At 37.0% G+C, this 22,094-nt stretch carries 22 protein-coding genes and 1 other annotated feature; of the genes, 6 read left to right on the top strand and 16 right to left on the bottom strand.

Going from position 1 to position 22,094, the window contains the following annotated elements:
* The first annotated feature begins 36 nt into the window (after window positions 1-36).
* Window positions 37-984 carry a serine hydrolase gene (locus tag IGJ24_RS05940; RefSeq protein WP_289865564.1) on the top strand — a complete coding sequence of 316 codons (948 nt, stop codon included), beginning with the start codon at window positions 37-39 and terminating at the stop codon, window positions 982-984.
* 110 nt (window positions 985-1,094) lie between these two features.
* Here the strand turns inward: IGJ24_RS05940 and IGJ24_RS05935 are convergent, their stop codons facing one another.
* The 12 genes from IGJ24_RS05935 to IGJ24_RS05880 form a co-directional block, all read right to left on the bottom strand.
* Window positions 1,095-2,192 (bottom strand): hypothetical protein, encoded by a 1,098-nt coding sequence (locus IGJ24_RS05935; protein ID WP_002361777.1) that lies wholly within the window; start codon window positions 2,190-2,192, stop codon window positions 1,095-1,097.
* Window positions 2,193-2,702 (bottom strand): RNA polymerase sigma factor, encoded by a 510-nt coding sequence (locus IGJ24_RS05930; protein ID WP_289865567.1) that lies wholly within the window; start codon window positions 2,700-2,702, stop codon window positions 2,193-2,195.
* 138 nt (window positions 2,703-2,840) lie between these two features.
* Window positions 2,841-3,230, bottom strand: coding sequence for a hypothetical protein (locus tag IGJ24_RS05925; protein WP_289865568.1), 390 nt, complete (start codon window positions 3,228-3,230; stop codon window positions 2,841-2,843).
* Between the two features lie 74 nt (window positions 3,231-3,304).
* Window positions 3,305-3,940: a V-type ATP synthase subunit D gene (locus IGJ24_RS05920; protein WP_002357673.1), complete on the bottom strand. Its 636-nt coding sequence runs from the start codon at window positions 3,938-3,940 to the stop codon at window positions 3,305-3,307.
* A 4-nt stretch (window positions 3,941-3,944) separates the two neighbouring features.
* Entirely contained in the window at window positions 3,945-5,321 is a 1,377-nt protein-coding gene (locus tag IGJ24_RS05915; RefSeq protein WP_002357674.1) for a V-type ATP synthase subunit B, read from the bottom strand.
* The gene (locus IGJ24_RS05910) at window positions 5,314-7,095 is read right to left on the bottom strand and encodes a V-type ATP synthase subunit A (protein WP_289865570.1); all 1,782 of its coding nucleotides are present in this window, start codon (window positions 7,093-7,095) and stop codon (window positions 5,314-5,316) included. Before IGJ24_RS05910 ends, IGJ24_RS05915 begins: the two co-directional genes overlap by 8 nt.
* A gap of 17 nt (window positions 7,096-7,112) precedes the next feature.
* The gene (locus IGJ24_RS05905; RefSeq protein WP_002357676.1) at window positions 7,113-7,424 is read right to left on the bottom strand and encodes a V-type ATP synthase subunit F; all 312 of its coding nucleotides are present in this window, start codon (window positions 7,422-7,424) and stop codon (window positions 7,113-7,115) included.
* Window positions 7,414-8,415 carry a V-type ATPase subunit gene (locus tag IGJ24_RS05900; protein WP_142956378.1) on the bottom strand — a complete coding sequence of 334 codons (1,002 nt, stop codon included), beginning with the start codon at window positions 8,413-8,415 and terminating at the stop codon, window positions 7,414-7,416. The genes IGJ24_RS05905 and IGJ24_RS05900 overlap by 11 nt, the downstream gene beginning before the upstream one ends.
* Before the next feature lie 16 nt (window positions 8,416-8,431).
* The gene (locus IGJ24_RS05895; protein WP_002357678.1) at window positions 8,432-9,013 is read right to left on the bottom strand and encodes a V-type ATP synthase subunit E; all 582 of its coding nucleotides are present in this window, start codon (window positions 9,011-9,013) and stop codon (window positions 8,432-8,434) included.
* Between the two features lie 16 nt (window positions 9,014-9,029).
* The gene (locus IGJ24_RS05890; protein ID WP_002363905.1) at window positions 9,030-9,503 is read right to left on the bottom strand and encodes a V-type ATP synthase subunit K; all 474 of its coding nucleotides are present in this window, start codon (window positions 9,501-9,503) and stop codon (window positions 9,030-9,032) included.
* Window positions 9,504-9,530: 27 nt separating this feature from the next.
* Entirely contained in the window at window positions 9,531-11,510 is a 1,980-nt protein-coding gene (locus tag IGJ24_RS05885; protein WP_289865571.1) for a V-type ATP synthase subunit I, read from the bottom strand.
* Complete coding sequence (locus tag IGJ24_RS05880; protein ID WP_002404376.1) at window positions 11,500-11,823, bottom strand: V-type ATPase subunit F; 324 nt, start codon at window positions 11,821-11,823, stop codon at window positions 11,500-11,502. The genes IGJ24_RS05885 and IGJ24_RS05880 overlap by 11 nt, the downstream gene beginning before the upstream one ends.
* 116 nt (window positions 11,824-11,939) lie before the next feature.
* Window positions 11,940-11,987, bottom strand: a sequence feature (sodium ion sensor (DUF1646 type); this cis-regulatory element may regulate processes involved in with the transportation of sodium ions).
* A gap of 208 nt (window positions 11,988-12,195) precedes the next feature.
* Here IGJ24_RS05880 and nrdI point away from each other — a divergent pair.
* Both nrdI and IGJ24_RS05870 read left to right on the top strand, forming a co-directional pair.
* The gene (gene nrdI / locus IGJ24_RS05875) at window positions 12,196-12,639 is read left to right on the top strand and encodes a class Ib ribonucleoside-diphosphate reductase assembly flavoprotein NrdI (RefSeq protein WP_002413821.1); all 444 of its coding nucleotides are present in this window, start codon (window positions 12,196-12,198) and stop codon (window positions 12,637-12,639) included.
* Window positions 12,640-12,697: 58 nt separating this feature from the next.
* A complete protein-coding gene (locus IGJ24_RS05870) occupies window positions 12,698-12,877 on the top strand; it encodes a hypothetical protein (RefSeq protein ID WP_002357684.1) in 180 nt (59 codons plus the stop codon).
* Between the two features lie 65 nt (window positions 12,878-12,942).
* Here IGJ24_RS05870 and IGJ24_RS05865 read toward each other — a convergent pair whose 3' ends face one another.
* On the bottom strand, window positions 12,943-14,292 hold the full coding sequence (locus tag IGJ24_RS05865) for a glucose-6-phosphate isomerase (protein ID WP_002357685.1): 1,350 nt from the start codon (window positions 14,290-14,292) through the stop codon (window positions 12,943-12,945).
* A gap of 181 nt (window positions 14,293-14,473) precedes the next feature.
* Window positions 14,474-15,820, bottom strand: a complete 1,347-nt coding sequence (gene gdhA / locus IGJ24_RS05860) for an NADP-specific glutamate dehydrogenase (protein ID WP_002378306.1) — start codon at window positions 15,818-15,820, stop codon at window positions 14,474-14,476.
* A gap of 137 nt (window positions 15,821-15,957) precedes the next feature.
* On the opposite strand from gdhA, the gene IGJ24_RS05855 reads away from it, so the two are divergent.
* Entirely contained in the window at window positions 15,958-17,244 is a 1,287-nt protein-coding gene (locus tag IGJ24_RS05855; protein WP_002357691.1) for an NAD(P)/FAD-dependent oxidoreductase, read from the top strand.
* Between the two features lie 40 nt (window positions 17,245-17,284).
* On the opposite strand, the gene abc-f is transcribed toward IGJ24_RS05855, so the two are convergent.
* Window positions 17,285-18,751, bottom strand: coding sequence for a ribosomal protection-like ABC-F family protein (abc-f, locus tag IGJ24_RS05850; RefSeq protein ID WP_162782759.1), 1,467 nt, complete (start codon window positions 18,749-18,751; stop codon window positions 17,285-17,287).
* A gap of 245 nt (window positions 18,752-18,996) precedes the next feature.
* On the opposite strand from abc-f, the gene IGJ24_RS05845 reads away from it, so the two are divergent.
* Window positions 18,997-19,503 carry a hypothetical protein gene (locus tag IGJ24_RS05845; RefSeq protein ID WP_002357693.1) on the top strand — a complete coding sequence of 169 codons (507 nt, stop codon included), beginning with the start codon at window positions 18,997-18,999 and terminating at the stop codon, window positions 19,501-19,503.
* A 25-nt stretch (window positions 19,504-19,528) separates the two neighbouring features.
* Here IGJ24_RS05845 and IGJ24_RS05840 read toward each other — a convergent pair whose 3' ends face one another.
* The gene (locus IGJ24_RS05840; RefSeq protein ID WP_002357694.1) at window positions 19,529-20,923 is read right to left on the bottom strand and encodes a 6-phospho-beta-glucosidase; all 1,395 of its coding nucleotides are present in this window, start codon (window positions 20,921-20,923) and stop codon (window positions 19,529-19,531) included.
* Window positions 20,924-21,064: 141 nt separating this feature from the next.
* Between IGJ24_RS05840 and IGJ24_RS05835 the strand changes: the two genes are divergently transcribed.
* Window positions 21,065-22,063, top strand: a complete 999-nt coding sequence (locus tag IGJ24_RS05835; RefSeq protein ID WP_002363900.1) for a LacI family DNA-binding transcriptional regulator — start codon at window positions 21,065-21,067, stop codon at window positions 22,061-22,063.
* The last annotated feature ends 31 nt before the right edge of the window (window positions 22,064-22,094 follow it).

The following is a 22,094-nucleotide window of genomic DNA, read 5'->3' as shown; positions in this document are numbered from 1 at the left end:
AAAAATATCTATTAGAGAAACGGAAAGGGTTTTACATTGAAGAAACAGCAACTCTCACTATACGGCATCATTTTCTTTCTTTGCTTTTTCCTAATTGTAGGCTTCTTCTTCTCAAGTCGTGGCGAAGATTATGCCAAAGAATCTGAACAAAAAGTTACAATTGATTCCGCCAAACATGAGAAACATACGAAAGACAAGGAAGAAAACAATTCAGCAAATGCAGTATTTTTTGATAAAATAAATGACCTGCTCGTCGCTTCTGTCAAAGAATTTGAAGGAACGGTCGGGATTAGTTATTTAGATTTGGAAACTGGCGAACAACGTTCTGTGAATGGCCAACATGAATTTTATACAGCTAGTACTATTAAAGTGCCACTGACGATGTTAGTCGCCGACACGGTTGCTTCTGGTCAAAAAAAATGGCCAGACCTGATTCCTTATAACGCTGAAGAAGATTATGAAGAAGGAACTGGAATCATTGCCTATAATATCCAACCAGAATATCCATTAAAAACGTTACAAGAATATGCCATCACCTATTCTGATAATATCGCTAAAAATATGCTTTATGATACATTGGGTGGTGATGCAAAAGCAAAACGAGAAATGTATCAGCGTTATTTGCACAAGACACCTTCGATTGAAGAGCCACAATTTTCTTCGGAAGATGCGCTAGTTATTCTACAAAGATTATATACTGAAAAAGTAACAAAACCAGATTACCAAGCGATTTATGATTCTATGAAACAAAGTGTTTTCCATGAAAGAATGGAAACTCCCACAACTCAAGGAAAAGTTGCTCATAAAATTGGTTCCTATGATGAATTTATTCATGATATGGGGATTTTAGAAACACCTCACCCCTTTGCTTTAGCAATTTTTACTAAAGGACCTGATAATGCTAAGAGTGCTGCGTTTATTGCTTCAGTGACAGATAAGTTATGGCAATTACAGGTGTCTGAATATCCTAATGATAACCATTGATAATGAAAATAAAAGCATCTTTTTTTAATGACAACGCTCAATAAAAAAGATGCTTTTTTTAGTAGTTATATTAATTAAAATATTTGTATTTTCCATAACCTTTTTAGCAATTATTTCTGAGTATTTTTTAACTCCAACGAACCTAATTCTTTTCCTGCTGCATCATCTTCATAAGAATTTCTAACGATTACTTTATATAATGACTTATGATCCAAACTACTTAAGTCAAAAGAAATGTTAATTGTAGCATCTTCCCCTTTATTAAAGCCACTACCAATTTGACGTGCAATAGGTATCTCAAGACCGTTTTTATAAACTGAAATTAGAATATCACGACTTTTTTTATTTTTTTCTGGATTTGGAACATCCATAATCAGCGTAGTTTGAAGCGCATCACTTTGGGCCTTAATATTTTTAATTTTTTTCACGTTTTTAATGCTAGGTATCGTTTCTTTCATAATGGGTTGGTAAGGAATTTTAAACGTCCAATCGCCTTGATACTCTAATGCATTCTCAACACTAAAAGATCGGCTACTTGCTTTGATTGCTTCTTTTAATTCATTATCATGCTGTTCTTGATCTTCCCAAGCTAATCGGTAGATATGAAGCGTTAATTGATCTTGACTAACAAGTTTTTGCTTATTGAAAGTTGAAATCACTGAACCATAAAAAACATCCTTCTCGATTCTATATAACGATGTTGAACTTACACCCCCAAATAAATCTTCTTTGCTTCCTTCTCTAAATAACCCTAGTTGAATATCTTGAGAATAATTATTTCTAGCGATTTTTTTCTGTAATAACTCTTTCAATTTCTGATCTTTAATCTTAAATTGATAATCAAACGCCATTTTATTTTTTGTCGATACAAATTTTGTTAATACGATTTCTCGCTCATTTTGTACACTCCGCAATTCTAGTTTTGTTGGAACACCAGAAGATTCTACTGTTTGAACACCTGTATCTTGACTAATCCCCAATACCTCTTCTATGGCACGTCCAATGGGTGTTTTTACTATCAAAGTAAAAGTGGTAGCAATACTAATTAGCCCTATAATTAAATGTTTACGCGATATTTTTTTCTTTGGCTGTCTGTATTGTTTTATTTCTCCCATTAATATCTTAGTTCTTTGTGTGTTTAAACGTTCCACTGTTTCTAAAGGCATCTTTTTTTCATATTTTAATATATCACTTCGTTTTCTATCCATTTACCATGTCTCCTTTAAATATGTCCTTAATTTTTTTCGACCACGAGAAAGACGAATTTTGATGGTATTTGTTGAAACATCAAGTTGCTGAGCGACTTCTTTTATACTAAGGCCAACATAATAGTACATAACTAGCGGAACACGATAATTATCAGGTAATTTATGTAATCCTTTATCCAAATCATATAAATCATCAAAAGCAGGAACAGGAGAATAAGTATCCATCCAGTGAGTTGTTTTCTGCTTTTCTCTAAAAATATTTTGAACTTGGTTTAACATTATTTTAAAAATCCATGAATTAAACGCATATTCATTTTTTAATGTTGTTATTTTTTCCCATGCACATAGTTCAGTTTCTTGTAAACAATCAGCAACGTCGACTTCGTTTAATAGCATTTTATATGCAGCATTGTATAAAACTGTTTCATATTTTTGACAAAGGTGAACAAATGCTTGTCCATCTCCTTTTTTTGCTTTCTGAACTAATTTTTTTGTTGAAATTTTATCCATAAAACACCTCTTTTCATTTAACTAACTATTAGACGTTAAGTATCTGTAAAAGGTTTCATATTTTTATAAAAAAAATATCTGGGACAAAAGTCATTTTGACTACTGTCCCAGATACTAAAATCCACAATGAGTAGCTGGCTACTTTACAGACAACAACTTCGTAAAACGTTCTGCCAACATTTGGTGGGCATCAATTTTTTTGGTTCCTTGTGCTTTTGCTGCAAAACCAGCAAAGTTTAAGCCAGCCCCAAATAGTTGTAACGCACCGTTGCCTAAATCTCCCTTTTTAAGAGCTTCAAGCCCATCTTCGATAAATTGGTTACTTTCATCTAAATGACACTCAGGAAGATATTTCACGCCGTGATGATATCGTTTTACATTCAGAATGATTTGCTTCGCGGCTTCTTCTGAAATAGCCGCTCCCAAGTTTAACAGTAGCTCATTGATTGGTTCCACCAAGCGAGCATAGTCACTTTCATACTTTTGACAATTCAGTGCAATCGCTTTGCGGCGTTCTTCATTTTTCATTTTTTCCACTCCCTTTTTTATTAAAAACGAGCCCGAAAGCTACCAACTGGCTTCGCACTCGTTCTTTCTAACCATTAATTTTCTTTGTTCATGCTTTTAATTTTAATTAGACGTGTAATTTCGCCACGTTCATTTTCTTCTAATTTCATTTGAATGTAGTAAATTGTTTCTTCTAATTGTGGAATCGTCATATACTCTAAGGCGTTGACACGACGACGCGTTTTTTCAATTTCTTTTGATAATAATTGGCACGTCTTTTCAACATTTGCAAGTGCTAATAATTTCGGTAAAATGCTTGAAATTTTAGCAAAAGCTTGATCAAGCTCGCTGTTTGAATTCACGTAGCCATAATCTAAGGGTGCTTCTTGAACCGATTCATCGTAATCAAAAATCATTTTAGGAACTGGCACACTTAAGATGTTCTGTTCAATAATTTCTAATTCAACTTTTTCGGCTGGAATTGCCACTAACTCTTCAATAAAGGCTTCGTTCAACGTTGCGTTTGCCAATACAAAATTTGATAACGCATCCGTCACTTCTTGTTCAACCTGAATACGTAACTCATTGTTTTCTTTGACTAGCGCAATAAACCGTCGCATCAATTCATCTTGTTTGTCTTTCAGCAACTTATGACCTCTCGTGGCCGTAGTTAACTGTTTTTTCAATCGGGAAAGTTCCATACGGGTTGGATTAACATTTAATCGAGCCATTTTTCTACTTCCCTTCAGTTAAATATTGATCGAGCATATCCTCTTTAATTCGTTTTAGTTCTGTTCTCGGTAGCATACTTAATAGTTCCCACCCAAGATCTAACGTTTCTTCAATCGAACGGTTTGTATCGAATCCTTGATTGACATATTCTTCTTCAAAACGTTGAGCAAAAGCTGCGTAAATTTTATCGACATCGGAAAGAGCTGATTCTCCTAAAATGACAGCTAATTCTTTGGCTTGTTTCCCTTGTGCATAGGCTGAGAACAATTGATTCATCGTCGCTGCGTGATCCCCGCGCGTTTTGCCTTCCCCAGTTCCCTTGTCTTTAAGACGGGAAAGTGATGGCAAGACATCAATTGGTGGTTGGATACCGCTCTTATATAGTTCCCGGGACAAGATAATTTGCCCTTCTGTAATATAGCCAGTTAAATCGGGAATTGGATGTGTTTTATCCTCCTCTGGCATTGTTAAAATAGGAATCTGTGTTACGGAACCTTTTGAGCCACGAATTCGGCCTGCCCGTTCATACAACGTTGCTAAGTTCGTGTAAAGATAACCTGGGTAACCACGACGTCCTGGAACTTCACGGCGTGCTGCTGAAATTTCTCGCAACGCTTCGCAATAATTGGTCATATCCGTCATGATAACTAAGACATGCATGCCCTTTTCATAAGCTAAATATTCAGCGGCTGTCAAAGCCATTCTAGGTGTTGCAATCCGTTCAATGGCTGGATCATTCGCTAAGTTCATAAACAAGACTGAACGATCAATTGCGCCTGTTTGACGGAAATCTTCCATAAAATATTCCGCTTCTTCAAAGGTAATCCCAATGGCCGCAAAAACTACGGCAAATTCTTCTTCACTATTTAACACGTTGGCTTGTCTGGCAATTTGTGCCGCTAATTCTTTATGAGGTAAGCCAGAAGCTGAAAAAACAGGTAATTTTTGACCACGAACTAAGGTATTTAAATGGTCAATCGCTGAAATCCCTGTTTGGATGAACTCATCGGGATAATCACGAGCAACTGGATTGATAACTTCGCCGTTAATATCTAATTTTTTCTCAGGTAATAATTCTGGTCCATTATCTTTTAAGCGACCTAAGCCGTCAAAAACGCGCCCCATCATATCTGGCGAAACCCCTAATTCTAAAGGATGTCCCAGAAAGCGAACTTTTGAATCACGAATATTGATATTACTCGTTCCTTCAAAAATTTGGACCATCGCTTTATCTCCATTGATTTCTAAAACTTGCCCTTGGCGAATTTCGCCATTTTGCATGCGTACTTCAATTAATTCTTCGTACTTTACGCCTGCCACTTTTTCAACAATCATCAGAGGACCAACGACTTCATTGATTGTGCGATATTCTTTAATCATTCGTCATTCCTCCTTCAGCAATGATTTCTTTTATCGTTGTTTTAATTTCTGCTTGTAAACGATCCAATTTTTCTAATTCTTCTTCTGGTAAATACTTGCTACGAGCAATGCGATCACGGATTTCAACTGTTCCCGCCATTAACTCAGAGAAATAAGTGCCTAAACTTAAGGCTTTTTGACCTTCTTCACCAAAAGTTAGAATCAATTGCAACATTTTCGCTTGTTTGGTTCGAGAAGTGAACGTATCCACGTCATCAAATGCATTTTGTTGCAAATAGTCTTCCCGTAATGATTTGGCTGTTTCCAACGTTAAACGGTCTTTATCCGACAAGGAATCAATCCCAACCAAACGAACAATTTCTTCCAATTGAGATTCCTCTTGTAAAATCCGCATCCCTTCAGCTACCATAGAGGCCCAGTTCCCTTGCAATTCCAAGTCTAAATATTGCCCTACTTCTGTGGAGTAAAGAGAATAACTTTGCAACCAGTTAATAGAAGGAAAATGACGCTTTTGTGCTAATTGAGAATCTAAGCCCCAGAATACTTTAACAACGCGTAACGTATTTTGGGTGACTGGTTCTGATATGTCCCCACCAGATGGCGAAACCGCACTAATCGCCGTAATGCTTCCTTCACGATGATCTTTTCCTAACGCGATGACTTGTCCTGCTCGTTCATAATATTCAGCTAAGCGGCTACCTAAATAGGCTGGATAGCCTTCATCACCAGGCATTTCTTCTAACCGGCCACTCATTTCTCGTAACGCTTCTGCCCAACGAGAAGTAGAATCTGCCATAATTGCGACTGAGTAACCCATATCACGGAAATATTCTGCAATGGTAATCCCTGTATAAATCGAGGCTTCCCGTGCCGCTACCGGCATATTTGACGTATTCGCAATTAAAATCGTCCGATTCATCAAAGACTCACCAGTTGTTGGATCAATTAATTCTGGAAATTCATTTAAAACATCTGTCATTTCATTCCCGCGTTCCCCACAACCAACGTAAACGACTAAGTCGACATCGGCCCACTTAGCAATTTGGTGCTGAACGACTGTTTTTCCAGCGCCAAATGGTCCTGGAACTGCTGTCGCTCCGCCTTTCGTAATTGGGAAAAAGGTATCAATTACGCGTTGTCCAGTCACCATCGGTACTTTGGGACTTAGTTTTTCTAAAATGGGACGTCCCCGTCGAACGGGCCATTTTTGCATCATGCTAAAACTTTCCGTTCCTTTAGCCGTTTCCACTGAATAAACTGTTTCATCAATGGCAAAGTCCCCTGCTTTAATTTCGGCAATCGTTCCTGAAACGCCGAAAGGCACCATAATTTTATGTTGAATAATCGCTGTTTCTTGAACCACACCGACGATGTCACCTGCCGACACTTCTTCACCAACTGCCACAGTCGGTTCAAACGTCCATTTTTTCTCACGATCTAACGCATCAATTTTAACGCCACGGCCTAAAAAGTTACTGTGGGTTACTTCTTGAAATGTATCCAATGGTCGTTGAATACCATCAAACATTTCGGCAATTAAACCTGGGGCTAATTCAACAGATAATGGTTCTCCTGTTGAAATAACTGGTTCTCCTGGTCCAATGCCTGTTGTTTCTTCATATACTTGAATCGAAGCGACGTCGCCTCGCATTTCAATAATCTCTCCGATAACGCCTAAATCTCCTACATGACAAATGTCTTGGATACTAGCATCTGACATGTTTTCAGCTAAAATCAAAGGACCTGAAACTTTGACAATTTTTCCAATTTGCACGCTCATTCTCCTTTGCATTATAAAATATTTTGTCCAATTGCTTTTTCAACATTTTTTTCAATCTCACTTAAACCGATTCCGATTGTACCATTATGACTTGGGATTAAAATAATCGCTGGTGTCACTTGTTCTTTGTATCGTTCAATCGTTTCTTCTGCTAAAGTAGAGGCTTCTTCCGTTATGAAAATGACCCCAAACTTATTTTTTGCCATAGTTTCAATGGCTTCTCTAACTTGCATTTCTGAAATGGCATGATGGACCTCAAAGCCAAACAGTTTAAATGGTAAGATTGAATTTTTGTCTCCAATGACACCAATTTTATACCCCATTGACTTTTCGCATCCTTTCTCGAATTTTTTCATTTGAAAACCCACTATGTTTTCCGACCAAAATTAAACGCAAATTTTTCCATTCAACTTCTTTCGCATTCAAAAAGGCTAGTAATGGGAGCGGCCCAAAAGCAACCGTCCGACCGTTTTCATACATTGAGGTCAGGTAATCATCTTTGAGTTTTTCAAAAGCCAATAAATTTAATTCATTGGTTTCTTTATTGATAATCTTTTCTAATAGTTGTCCGTAATTCGTTGTTCTGACAAATGCTGTAAATTCTACAAGTGACTTTTCCGCATAGGTCAACAGTTCTTTCTTTGAGAGACTGCCAGCGCTAGAAAGCACGGTTGATAAAAAGTTACTGTTTTGATGTTGAACAATCCCTCTAGCCATCGTTGATAGATTGGTTAAATCAATAAAAGCGATGACTTCCTTCGTTAACTCTTCATACCCCAATTCATCCGCTAATTTTCGCTGTTGCTGTAAAAATGCTCGATCATAAAGGATATCAATTGCTTGCGACAAACCGCCTTCTTCCAGATAGGCAAAAACATCACGGATCACTTCTAATAATGCTGGTTCAAGTTCGGAAGAGTTTTTTGTATGAATGGCACTTTTGACTGTGTTTAGAGAATAACGACCATCTTCTAAATAAAGATAATCAAAATCTTTACCTGTTCGCTCAGCTTTTGTCAAAATTTTCAAGTTATGGAAGGTAAAACGCATCGTATACAACGTTACTACAGCTGGTTCTGGAGCCATTTCATATAACCAGCGATAAAGACTTCCCAGCGCTTCAGAAGAATGGTAGTCAAATTTTTCTTCAAAAGTTTCGGTTAAATAAGGTTGATAAACCGTACTTTTTAACATATTTTTAACGTCTTCAACTGTTTCCGCTTCTAAAAGTTGTTGAAACTGTTGCTCAGAAAGCAGCTCCGTTTCTTTTAAACGAATCAGCGGATTAATTTGATGATACGTTGGTTTTCTCATGCTACGTCCTCCCTTCTTAACTGAAAAGTTTTTCTGCTACTTTAAAGCCTTCTGTTTTTTGAATCTCTTCAACTAATGCTGAAAAGAGAAAATTATAATCCAAACCGTCTTTTGCAACGATAAAGCCACTTTCTTTTGGAACAACTTCCTCTGAAAGCTCCCATTGAACAGTAGCATCAGAAAGGGCGGTCAGCCATTCTTGCGTCACTTTCGTTTGAGAATACTCGCCTAAAAGAATGGTTGCTTTTCCTGTTAATTCAAGTGAACCTAATTGTGCTTTCATGAATTCTTGAAATTCTTCCGCTGACCATTCACTCATCTTTAAGACCACTTCGTCAAATAATTGGTTAAGATATGCTTGTTTTTTATTTAATGCATCCTGACGAATTTCTAGTGTTTGCCGTTGTTGGCGTTGTTTAAATTCTTTTAATAATTGTTGTTGTCGTTTTTCTATTTCATGTTCTTGCTTCAGCAAAATTTCTTGTTGTGCTGCTTGGAATTCTTGATCGATGCGCGTTTGTTCACTGGTGACATAGGCTTCGACTTCTTGCTTTCCTTGTTGCTTAATTTCACTGATGATTTTTTCAATGGCATCCATCCATCTGCCTCCTCAATTATTTGACGTTCAATACAAGTAAGAAGGAAATTACGAACCCTAAGATGGCATAAGTTTCAACCATGGCAGCATAGATAATTCCTTTTGTTGCATGTTCTGGTTTCTTCGCTAAAATTTGGATCCCCGCAGCGGCTACACGACCTTGGGCAATCCCAGAGAACAATCCTGCAAAAGCAATTGGTAAAGCTGCTACAAAATAGTTCAATCCTTGAACCATACTCATATCGTTTCCTAAGTTAATATAAATTAAGAAAGCAATAACGAAACCGTATAGTCCTTGTGTACCTGGTAATAACTGTAAAATTAACGCTTGACCAAATTTTTCTGGCTGCTCCGTCGTTAAAGCTGCTGCTGCTTCCCCAGTAAAGCCAACCCCTTTGGCTGATCCAATCCCAGCAAAAATTGTCGCCATTGCCATTCCTAATACTGCAAAAACAATTCCACCATTATTATTAATTAAGTAATCCATCATCTCTATTTTCCTCCAATAAATAATTTTCTATTTTTTCTCAACATTGACATACTTTTCTTTTGTTTTTAGCGGATTAAACGCCCGGCCACCGCCTGTGTAAAATTTTCCAAAGAACTCAACATATTGCAAACGTGCGCCATGAACATAAGCACCTAATAACGATAAGAATATGTTTAACGCATGTAAAACAATTAACAGCAAGATGCCCACGCTAAAACGGGTAACTGGCGGCATGAACTCTACGAGCATATTAAACGCTGAAGCAATACTTCCCCCAGCAATTCCTAACGCCATCAAACGTGTATAACTAACTAAATCACCGACATAACCTGTCACACCGTATAGTCCATACAGTCCTTTGGCTAAGCCTTTTAATTTGGCCTTCGATTGAATCATTGGAATCACAATAATTGCAATGGCAGAAAGGCTAGCTAAAATCGCACCTGCTGTAAATAAGCCTTCATTTTTAACCACTAATTTACCAACGACTAACAATGCTAAACCAAACAAAATCCCTAACCAAGCGTAACTTTCGTTAATACTATCTAAATAGCGCTTTTGTTTTGATAACTGAATCCCATTAATCATTAAACCGACAACCAATTGGATAAACCCAAAAATAACCGATAAAATAAGAATCGTATTTACATCTTCGGTCGTTGATAAAATCGGAAATGGTGATTTGATTCCAAACATTGTTGGCGGTAATGCTGCACCGAAAAACGAACCGTAAATGAAGCCCCAAATAATTGTTGGAACTGATAAAATCAAGAAAAAGTCGGCAAAACGTTTCATGCCTCTCGGTAAAACAAATGCTTTCAAAGCAATAATAGACAAGAGTAGCATCAGTAAGCCATAGCCAATATCCGCTACCATCATGCCAAAAAAGACTAGATAAAACGGCATCATCGCAGGTGTCGGATCAACTTCTTCATATTTTGGTAAGCTATACATCTCTGTTAACATTTCAAACGGCTGCACCAATTTATTATTCGCTAGTTTAACTGGTATATCCGTCTCAATTTCCGCCTTCGTAGGATTTTCAAAAGTAATAGCTATTTCGTCCTTAGGAACTTTTTCTTCAATCGCTGTCAAAATCTCGGCTTTTTCTTCGACTGGAATCCACGTTTGCAAGATGAAAAATGATGAAGCATTTAACAAATGTTGACGTGCTTGTTCTCTTTGGATAACCGCCAATAAGACTTCTTCAGCCAAGCAAAACGTTTCATAGAAATCATGATAAGAAGCCAGTTGTTGCTTTAAGGCTTTTTCTTCTTTTTGTAAAATTTCATATCGTTCTTTGACTTGTTGATATGCCTCTTTAGGCGGAACATCATAACGGTATTGGAGTGGTTCAAAGCTATATTGGTTTAATAACTCGGTTACACTCTGCTGATGTTCCTTCAGGTAAACGAGTGTAAAGTAACTATGATGCATACTTTGATAAATTTCTTCAAAATAAACCGTTGGCCATTGAGACAAAGCGCTCAAGAAACTGGCTTTATTGGCTAGATTTATCGAACCATGAACGACATAACTACTTTTTAACTGCTGTTTGTGCGGTAAAATATCCAGATATTGCCAGCGGCCTAATAATTCTTCTTCAGCTTCTAATCCTTGACGATCCGTTTGAATTTGTTTCAAAGATTCTTGAATATTCTTTAATTCCGTCAAATAGCTTTGTAATGTTTCTTCATCAAAGGTTTGTTCCAACTCTTCTAAGGTATAGACTTTTCTTTTTATCTTTAACCCTTTTCCTGAAGAGCGTGTCAAAAATAAAAGAAGCTCTTGCAATTGTTGTAGCATCGTTTCATATTTACGTAGCTGTTCAGTTGACTGTTCTGCTTGTAAAAAAGAATATTGACTCTTTAAGGCTTGTTCTTCCTCAGGCGAATGAAAAATCCGTTTTACTTCGACAATTTGCAAGCCTTGAATGGCTTGTAGAATTGCTGCTTCTTTTTCGGCAGCGGCAATTATTGTCATTTTTTCCATTTTACTAACTGCCATAAACGTCTTTCACCCTCTCAATAATTGAATCAATGACTTGTTCTTTGTTCGTTTCGTAACGTTCGTGAAGCGCTTGTTCAGTGCGCTTTGTTTCATCTAAAAGTTGTTCTTTTTCAAGTTGTAACATCTTTTCTTGCGTTGCTAGTGAATCCGTCAGCACTTTTTCAACAGCTTCTTCACTCTCTTGACGTAGTTCAGCTAAACGTTCTTGCTTCTGTTCTTCATATAAACGACAATTCATCTTAGCTTGTTGCCGATGCTCTTCCACCGCATCTTCCGCTGCCTTGATTTGCTCTAGTACTTCTTGTACCATTGTCTCCACCTCCTTAGTTTTTACACCTTTAGCATATAAGAAAAAGGACTAGCGAAATAGAGATACGCTCAGCCCTTTTGTTTTAGGTATGCAAAAAGGCGCAAACTCAAAAATTGTTCTTCTCACCCCTTGAAGAACTGAATCCTTGAAGCTTTCGCCCAACCATTCTTTATTCAATACTCTACCATCTTAGCAAAGTTTTTCGCAAAATTCAATACTTACCCAAATGAATTAAAATAACAAATTTTCACTTTTATAATAGGTAATAAAAAGGCATTATTTTTTTCGCTTTATAATTATTGATCTTGAATTTTTTTCACATAGATGTGCTATACTTACGTAAACAATTAAATTTATTTGGAGGGATCTCTGATGAATATACGATATATTTCAATCTCTGGTAATACACGCTCATTTGTTCAACATTTAACAACTTATGCTGAAGAGCAACATCAGCAAAACGAAAAAAATCCTACGATTACTTTCAAAGAAATTTCGGAAAATTCTCCGTTAGAAGTAGAAACAGAACCATTTTTTACCTTTGTGCCTACCTATTTAGATGGTGGCGATGGCATCAACAACGGCAATACCGAAATTTTAACAGAAGTCATGCGAGAATATCTTGCTTTTGAAAATAATTATCGTTATTGCTCTGGCGTGGTGGGCAGCGGCAATAAAAACTTTAATCACCAATACTGCCTGACAGCTAAACAGTATGCGGAACAATTTAACTTTCCCTTCTTAGCTGACTATGAATTAAGAGGCACCCAAGCGGATATTGAACGAATTTATGCTATTTTAAAGGAAAACCAATAAGCAAGTTTCATTACTAAAAAGCTCACCTATGATAGACTACATTTTGAGGTGAAGAAAAATGAGAAATACATGGTTAGCAGAACAACTTCAGTCAATCAGTGAAGAACCCAATTCTTTTATTATCGAGGAAACCATCAAATATATTGAACAATTAGAAGATGATAATGAAAGTCTTCAAGTTGCATTGGAAGGAACCATTTGGAGTCCTAAAAAATGGAACGAACCATTGGAAAAATAATTTAAACAGAAGAAAAGAGCCAGAAACGTAAGTGTTTCTGGCTCTTTTCTTCTGTTATTTACAAATTATAGACGTGCATTTAAATCTTTTGCTAATTCTTCAAAACCTGGTTTACCTAATAAAGCGAACATGTTGCGTTTGTAAGCTTCAACACCTGGTTGGTCAAATGGATTAACCCCATTTAAGTAACCTGAGATGCCCACTGCAATTTCGAAGAAGTACATAACATAACCTAATGAATAAGCATCCATTGTTGGCACTTTAACGATCATGTTTGGCACACCACCATCTGTGTGAGCAAGCAACGTACCTTCGAACGCTTTTGTATTGACGAAGTCAATTTCTTTTCCTTGTAAATAGCCTAGGCCATCTAAGTCTTCATTTTGTTCTGGAATTGAAATGCTATGGCGTGGATTTTCAATTTTAACCACTGTTTCAAATAAGTTACGCATACCTTCTTGAACATATTGACCCATGGAATGTAAGTCAGTTGAAAAGTCTGCGGCTGCTGGGAAAATACCTTTGCCATCTTTTCCTTCTGATTCACCGTATAATTGTTTCCACCATTCAGAGAAATAGTGCATGCCAGGCTCATAGTTAATTAACATTTCAGTTGTTTTACCTTTACGATATAAAATGTTACGTAACGCAGCATATTGATAGGCTTGGTTTTCTTTTAAGTCGCTCGTTGCGCCGTATTCTTTACGTGCATCATTTGCACCTTCCATTAAACGATCAATATCCGCACCGCTAACAGCGATTGGTAAAAGACCTACTGGCGTTAAAACAGTGAAACGGCCGCCCACATCATCAGGAATCACAAATGTTTCCCAACCTTCCGCATCAGCTTCAACTTTTACTGCTCCTTTAGCACGGTCAGTTGTCGCATAAATACGTTTATTGGCTTCTTCTTTGCCATATTTATTAATTAATAACTCTTTAAAGACGCGGAAAGCAATCGCTGGTTCTGTCGTAGTTCCAGATTTTGAAATAACGTTGACAGAAAAATCACGATCACCAATCACATTGATTAAATCAGCTAAATAAGTTGAGCTGATGCTATTTCCAGCAAAGAAGATTTGTGGCGCTTTCCGTTCTTCTTTGGATAATAGATTATTAAATGAATGTGTCAAAAATTCAATTGCTGCACGGGCACCTAAATATGAACCACCGATACCAATGACTACTAATACCTCAGAGTCAGATTGAATTTTTGCTGCTGCTTTTTTAATGCGCGCGAATTCTTCTTTGTCATAGTTTTCTGGTAAATCAATCCAGCCAGTAAAATCATTACCAGCTCCTGTACCTTCACGTAATGCTTTGTCCACTGCAGTGACTTGTGTTTGCATGTATTCCAATTCATGGTCAGCAACAAATGGTGCTAATTTGGAATAATCTAATTGAATGTGTGACATTCCTTTTCCTCCTCGAAAGTAAACTTACTACATGTATACTTTACGTGTTTTTAGACATTTTTTCAAGCAAATTCTTTTGGATAGACCAATTGTTTAATTTTAACTATTTAATTAGAGATATTTATTCTCTTAATCAAACAAACCAAGAAAAAATGCTAGGAAATCCTAGCATTTTTTGTTATTAAACGAGTCCTTGACTTAGCATCGCTGCCGCTACTTTTTCGAAGCCAGCAATATTCGCACCTAAAACAAAGTTATCTCGTGCCTGATATTCGTTAGCTGTATCACGACAAGTCTCATAAATGTTTTGCATAATTTGATCTAGCATACCGTCAACTTTTTCAAAGGACCAAGCTAAACGTTCAGCATTTTGGCTCATCTCTAATGCAGAAACCGCAACACCACCTGCATTAGCGGCTTTGCCTGGACAATAAATTACAGCTGATTTAGCAAAAACGGCGACTGCTTCTAGTGTACAAGGCATATTTGCGCCTTCTGCCACGACTTTCACTCCATTTTTCACTAAAATAGCGGCTTGCTTTTTGTTGATTTCATTTTGTGTTGCACATGGTAACGCAATATCATACGCTGTTTCGAAATCCCAAACAGATTCTTTGTCATAATAAGTTGCGCCTTTACGTGTTTCAACATATTTTGAAATGCGTTCACGATTTTTTTCTTTTAGTTCTTTTACTAACGCCACATCAATTCCTTCTGGATCATAGACAAAACCAGACGAATCGGAACATGTGATTACTGTGGCGCCTAGCTCAGTTGCTTTTTCCATGGCATAAATTGCGACATTCCCGCTACCAGAAACAGCGACTTTTTTGCCTTCAAACGTATCGTTTTTATCTGCTAATAAATGTTTAACAAAATAAACCGTTCCATAACCCGTCGCTTCTGTTCTTGCTTGGCTTCCCCAGTATCCTAAAGGTTTTCCAGTCAACACTCCTGCATCATAGTTGCGCAAGCGTTTATACATGCCAAACAAATAACCAATTTCACGAGCGCCTACGCCAATATCGCCTGCTGGAACATCTGTACTTGGACCAATATGTTTTTGAAGTTCGGTCATGAAACTTTGACAAAAACGCATGACTTCAGCATCTGACTTGCCTTTTGGATCAAAATCACTACCGCCTTTGCCGCCACCGATTGGCAAACCAGTTAAACTATTTTTAAAAATTTGTTCAAAGGCCAAAAACTTCATCACACTTAAATTCACACTTGGATGAAACCGCAAACCACCTTTGTATGGTCCAATCGCTGAATTATATTGGACACGATAGCCTCTGTTCACATGCCAGTTGCCCTGGTCATCTTGCCACGGCACACGAAATTGAAAAATACGTTCAGGTTCAATCAAGACACCTAAAACATTTGCTTCAATGTATTGAGGATTTTTTTCTAAAAAACCTTCTACGGTTGGTAAAAACTCATCGACTGCTTGTAAATATTCTGTTTGACCTTGGTCTAATTGGTGAATCTTTTCTTGAATATTTTTAACATATTGTTTTGCGTCCATTTAATCATCCTCTCATTGTTATAGGTTTATTTTAACTGAAAATTCAAAAATTACCATAGTCAAACGTTTATTTTTTCCTTAAATCCAGAAAAAATCCCGTAATTATGGTACACTACCTATTGAATTGGAGGAGAACTATGAAGAAATTTGATGTAATTATTGTCGGTGCTGGGACGAGTGGTATGATGGCCACGATTGCGGCCGCAGAAGCTGGCGCTCAAGTATTATTGATTGAAAAAAATCGCCGTGTTGGGAAAAAATTATTAATGACTGGTGGCGGCCGCTGTAATGTAACCAATAATCGGCCCGCAGAAGAAATCATTTCATTTATTCCTGGGAATGGAAAATTTTTGTACAGCGCATTTTCACAATTTGATAACTATGATATCATGAACTTTTTTGAATCCAATGGTATTCACTTAAAAGAAGAAGATCACGGACGCATGTTCCCTGTTACAGATAAATCGAAGTCAATTGTTGATGCGCTATTTAACCGCATTAACGAATTAGGAGTCACTGTTTTTACAAAAACACAGGTCACAAAATTACTACGAAAAGACGATCAAATAATTGGCGTTGAAACCGAACTGGAAAAAATTTATGCACCGTGTGTTGTATTAACAACTGGCGGCCGCACTTATCCTTCCACAGGAGCAACTGGTGATGGCTATAAACTAGCCAAAAAAATGGGGCATACCATCAGCCCACTCTACCCTACCGAATCGCCTATTATTTCTGAAGAACCTTTTATCCTTGATAAAACGTTGCAAGGTCTCTCTTTACAAGATGTTAATTTAACTGTTTTGAACCAAAAAGGAAAACCTTTAGTTAATCATCAAATGGATATGCTGTTTACACATTTTGGCATTTCAGGACCTGCCGCGCTCCGCTGTTCTAGTTTTATTAACCAAGAATTAACTCGCAACGGCAATCAACCTGTCACGGTAGCCTTGGATGTGTTTCCGACAAAATCTTTTGAAGAAGTGCTGAAAAATGTTGATTACATGATTGAGGAACAGCCAAATAAAGTGGCAAAAAATGCCTTTCATTCTTTAATACCAGAACGGCTGCTCACTTTTTATCTAGAGAAACTAGCAATTGAAGAAGTGCCTGCCAAACAACTAACAGAAAAGCAACGTCTTTCCTTTGTGGAACTACTGAAAGACTTTCAGTTCACTGTTACGAAAACATTGCCTTTGGAAAAATCTTTTGTCACAGGCGGTGGGATTTCCCTCAAAGAAGTGACCCCAAAAACAATGGAGAGCAAATTAGTCAATGGTTTATTTTTTGCTGGTGAACTTTTAGATATTAATGGCTATACTGGAGGCTACAATGTTACAGCTGCATTTGTCACTGGACATGTTGCTGGCTCCCATGCCGCAGAAATTGCAGAATACACCTATTTACCAATTGAAGAAGTCTAAACAAAAAGTCGCTACAATAGCGACTTTTTGTTTACTTTTTTTATTTATCAATAATTTTCCCGTTTTCTAAATAAATAGTGCGGGTGGCTACTTTTTCCACAAACGTTTCATCATGCGAGGTAAAAATTACTGTTCCTTGATAGGCACTTATAAATTCTTCAAGTGCTTGGATTGTCTCTAAATCAAGAAAATTGGTGGGTTCATCCAATAAGATAATATTATTTGGTTCTATAAACAGTTGCGCCAAAGTAATTTTTATGGCTTCGCCACCACTTAGAGAAGATATCTTTGTCTGTAAATTTTCTTGTTGAAAACCTAGCCGATATAAAAGTGAACGCACAATCTTTTCAGAATAATTTGTCCGCTTCAATAAATAAGTCAACAGTGGTTCATCATTTTTTAATCGATAATCTAATTGATGATACGTTCCTAACCGGACTTTGGGAGAAAAGTAAATGGCCGGGTGACGAGCTTCAATTTGTTGAAGGAAGGTACTCTTCCCAGCACCATTTTTTCCACAAAGTGCTATTTTTTCGTTTAAAGGAATTTGAACGTTCACTTGGTTAAGAATTGTTCGATTCTCATAAGCGAAAGTTAAATTTTCAATTCTAATTGGATATGGATTGTATAAAGAGAACTGATTATTAGTAGGAAAAATAATTTTTCGCTCTTGTTTTGCTTGCGCAACATCGGGTAATCTGTCAATTCTGGCATTAATCGCTTTCGCTTGTTTTTGGAGTGCTTTTTGTACGGTATCTTTTTGTTTAGAACCAGCTAAACGACTAGGTTTAATTTGCTTTTGTTTTTGTTTTTTTGAAACATGACTAGATTTTTGCGCTTGTGCTTGTTTCTTTGCGTAAGATTCCTGTAATTTTTTCTTTTCCTTTTGATACTGACGATAGACATTATATTGTGTTTGCTGTTCCAATTCTTTTTGACGACAATACGCATCGTAGTTTCCTAAATATTCTTTGACATGTCCATCCGAAACTTCCCAAATTTTCTCTGCTAATTGATTCAAGAAAAAGCGATCATGACTAACAAACAAAACGGTCCCATAATAATACGTTAAATCCGCCACTAACAACTGACGATGTTCTTTATCTAAATGTGTGGTTGGTTCATCTAAAATAACCCCGGTTGGATACTCTGAAAATAATGTCGCTAAGCGTTTTTGGACTTTTTCGCCACCACTTAGTTTTTGATTTTTCTGATTTAGCAAACAGTTTTTGTCAGTTTTCTCTGGTTCATTCGTTATTTCTTCAGCTACTTGTGCCAAGTAATGAAAATCGTTCAATCTTTGAACTTTTCCTTTATCTGATTGAATCTTACCCATAATTAAATTGAGCAGTGTTGATTTTCCTGCGCCGTTTTTACCAATAATCCCAATTTTTTCATTTTCATATACAAATAATTCATCAATTTCTAGAATTGGTTTTCCCGAAAAGTGAATACTTACGTCTTTCAGATGAATACTTAATTTTTTCATTTTGCCCTCTTCTTTCATTTCTGAAACGAAAGAATCTTGGGTACGCAAAAAAGGACAGCCTAATCGCTATCCTTGTAGTTTCGTATAAAAGTACACACGTCACCCATGAATTTTAATTTCAGACTTTTTGATAAGATTTATTCAATTTATTTTGTCAAAAAGTCAATCCAAATTCTGATAGATGCCAACATACAATTATACCTCCTCGTTTAATTACTCCCACACTAACACCTCTGCTTTCTTTTGTCAATTCTGCCCCTAAAATGAGAGAATCGGACTTTAGTAGGATACAATTTTACCGAAACTATGGCAAAATAAAGACGGAGGTGAAAACCATGAAGATTACATTGACACGAAAAACATCAGCTTGGGGCGCGTTACGCTATTTTACATTTTATAAAAATGGTGTGCATCAAGGGAAACTTTTTACTAATGTACCTATTGAAATTGAGGCTGATCCTGGAGATGTTTTAACGTTCTATGAAGGCTGGTTCCAATTTTATCGGCGCATTGAAGTTACTGAAGATACCAAAGAAATCACGATTATCAATTCTAAAAAATTGCAACACGTTTTTTATACCTGTGTCGTCTTATTTTTAATTTTAACGCTATTATTCCTTTCCGCACAGAAACTTTCGACATTTATTATTGCTGAAATTTTAATTTACTCTGGTATTCAGTGGCTGTTCCGGCAACAAACCTATCATTTTACTGTCAAGAAAAAAACGGAATCCTTTGCTTCCTATTCTAAAAAAAGTATCGCACACTAAACGAATCTTTAGCGTGCGATATTTTTTAATTACTTTTCATTAATTCGGCCACATATGTGACTGTTTCTGGTTGTGTTTCTTCAATTTTATTAATCGCATCTGCAAAATTCGGTAAATGCGCTTTGTGGGCAATTAATAATTCGTCCAACAAGGTCTTCGCCATGACGCCGCCAGGAACTAATGGATTAATAGTGAAAGCATGCAATGCTGCGCCGTAATCACCATTGATGGCTGCTCGAATAACCGTTTCTTCCATAGCTTTCATATTTTGAATAATTCCTCGTGCTGCTGGCGGAAAGGCCCCCCAGTTGTAAGGTTCATGTCCATGTGCTGTCACAGGTCCAGATACTTCTACAACACAATCATACGGTAAATCAGTAATTGTCCCATTATTTTCAGTAGAAACAACCATATCCGTTCGTTTATCATTATAAATTGATGCAATCATTTCACAAGCTGCATCGCTATAGTGTGTGCCGCCCCGTTCTTCTAATTCTTTTGGTTTGTAATCTAGTTTGGGGTCTTTATACAATTCAAACAGACGACCTTCCGTTTCTTTAACCACTTGTGCTCTTGTTTCGCCCCGTTCATACTCTTCGATGGAATGCTTCAACATCTCATCTTCAATATAATAATAGCGATGATAACCACATGGTAACATTCCTAAATCTTTTAACTGTTCATAATGGAACGGCGCATCAAAAATATTTTTCAAATGACTTTCTTGCTCTTGCTTAGGCCCGTAAATTAAATCAATGAGTTCTTGTGTTCGCTCTTGTCCTTCTTTGTCCCAAACGCGGTGCCAATGGAAATGATTAATTCCAGCAAATTTAAAGAATAAGTCTTCTTCTGGAATTCCCAGCATTTCGGCCGCTTGTTTTCTATGACCAATCGGCACATTACATAAGCCAACTGTTTTTTTCCAACCGCCATGTTTAATTGCAGCTTCCGTAACCATTCCAGCTGGATTAGTAAAATTCACTAACCAAGCATCTGGGCAAAGACGTTTCATATCGTCAATAATAGCTAAAATGACAGGAATTGTTCGAAATGCTTTAAACATTCCTCCCGCGCCATTTGTTTCTTGGCCTAATACCCCATGGGACAAAGGAATCCGTTCATCTTTAATGCGAGCATCTAATAATCCTACACGGAACTGTGTTGAAACAAAATCCGCCCCTTTTAAGGCTGCTTCACGGTCCAATGTTAAATGAACTTCCCAATCTAAACCAGCAGCTTTAATCATGCGCTTCGCCATTGCCCCAACGATTTCCAATTTTTCTTTACCAGCTTCAATATCGACTAACCAAATTTCCTTAATTGGCAGTTCATCTTTTCTTTTAATATATCCTTCAATTAATTCAGGTGTATAACTAGAACCGCCACCAATTGTTGCAATTTTTAATGCTCCTCTTGTCATCCGTCTTCTTCCTCCTTGATTAAATTGTTATCGTTTACATCTTTAGGATAAATTATGGGAATGTTCCCATGTCAAGCACTATTTTCAAAAAAATGTATGCTATACTTCTTATAAGAATACATTCCACTTTGGAGGTAAAAAATGACGTCTATCATTGATGTAGCAAAAGTTGCCGGTGTCTCGAAATCGACTGTTTCTCGCTTAATTTCTGGAAAAGGATATGTGAGTGCCGATAGTCAAGAAAAAATTCTCAAAGCAATGAAAGAATTAAATTATACCCCGAATTATGTGGCGCGGAATTTACGAGCAGGTGCCACAAAAACCATTGGCTTTTTAGCCCCTAGCTATTTAGGTTCCTTAGGCATTTTCTTGAATCGCTTTATTTCAATTGCCAAAAAATACAATTATTCCGTAACCTTATTTTTTACAGATGGCGATCAGCAGAAAGAAATTGATGCCTTGAACCAATTAAAATACAAACAATTAGATGGCTTGTTTTTATTGACACGAACAAATGAATGGTCGGTGATTGAGCCTTACAGCGCGTATGGCCCTTTAGCAACCTGGCATCGTATCGATTCACCCAATATATATTCTTCCTACATTGATCATTACTCTGGTTATTATCGTTCCTTAGAATATTTACAACAACAAGGATACCAAAAAATTGGTCATGTCCTCGGTAATCCCGAAAATTTAAACACGCACGCACGAAAACGTGCAATGAAAGATTTTTATGAAAACACTCAGGCACCTTGGCAAGCTGAGTGGCTGATTAATGATCAGTATACTAACCATTCTGGTCGCAAAATTGCCCATTACTGGCAACAATTAACCGACAAGCCAGAAGCTTTGGCCTTTTATAATGATCACGTAGCAGCTGAGTTTATTTCAGAACTTGAAAATCTAAATTATGCCGTTCCTCGAGATGTCGCTGTCATTGGCTTTGATAATAGTTATGTCAGTGAATTGATGCATATTACGACTGTTGATTATGCCATTCAGTATCAAGCCGAAAACTCATTTATTTACCTATACAACCAATTAAATCAGACGAACATTCCTGAAAAAAAATTAACCGTTCGTCTAGTTGAACGACGAACGGTGCCTAAAAAAGACCCGGCAGATCAGTCACTTTGACTGATTTACCGGGTCCTTTTAGAGTTAAACA

The sequence above is a fragment of the Enterococcus sp. DIV0546 genome (assembly GCF_051712785.1).
In the GTDB taxonomy this organism is placed as follows: domain Bacteria; phylum Bacillota; class Bacilli; order Lactobacillales; family Enterococcaceae; genus Enterococcus; species Enterococcus faecalis.
This window is presented reverse-complemented; position numbering and strand designations above follow the sequence as displayed.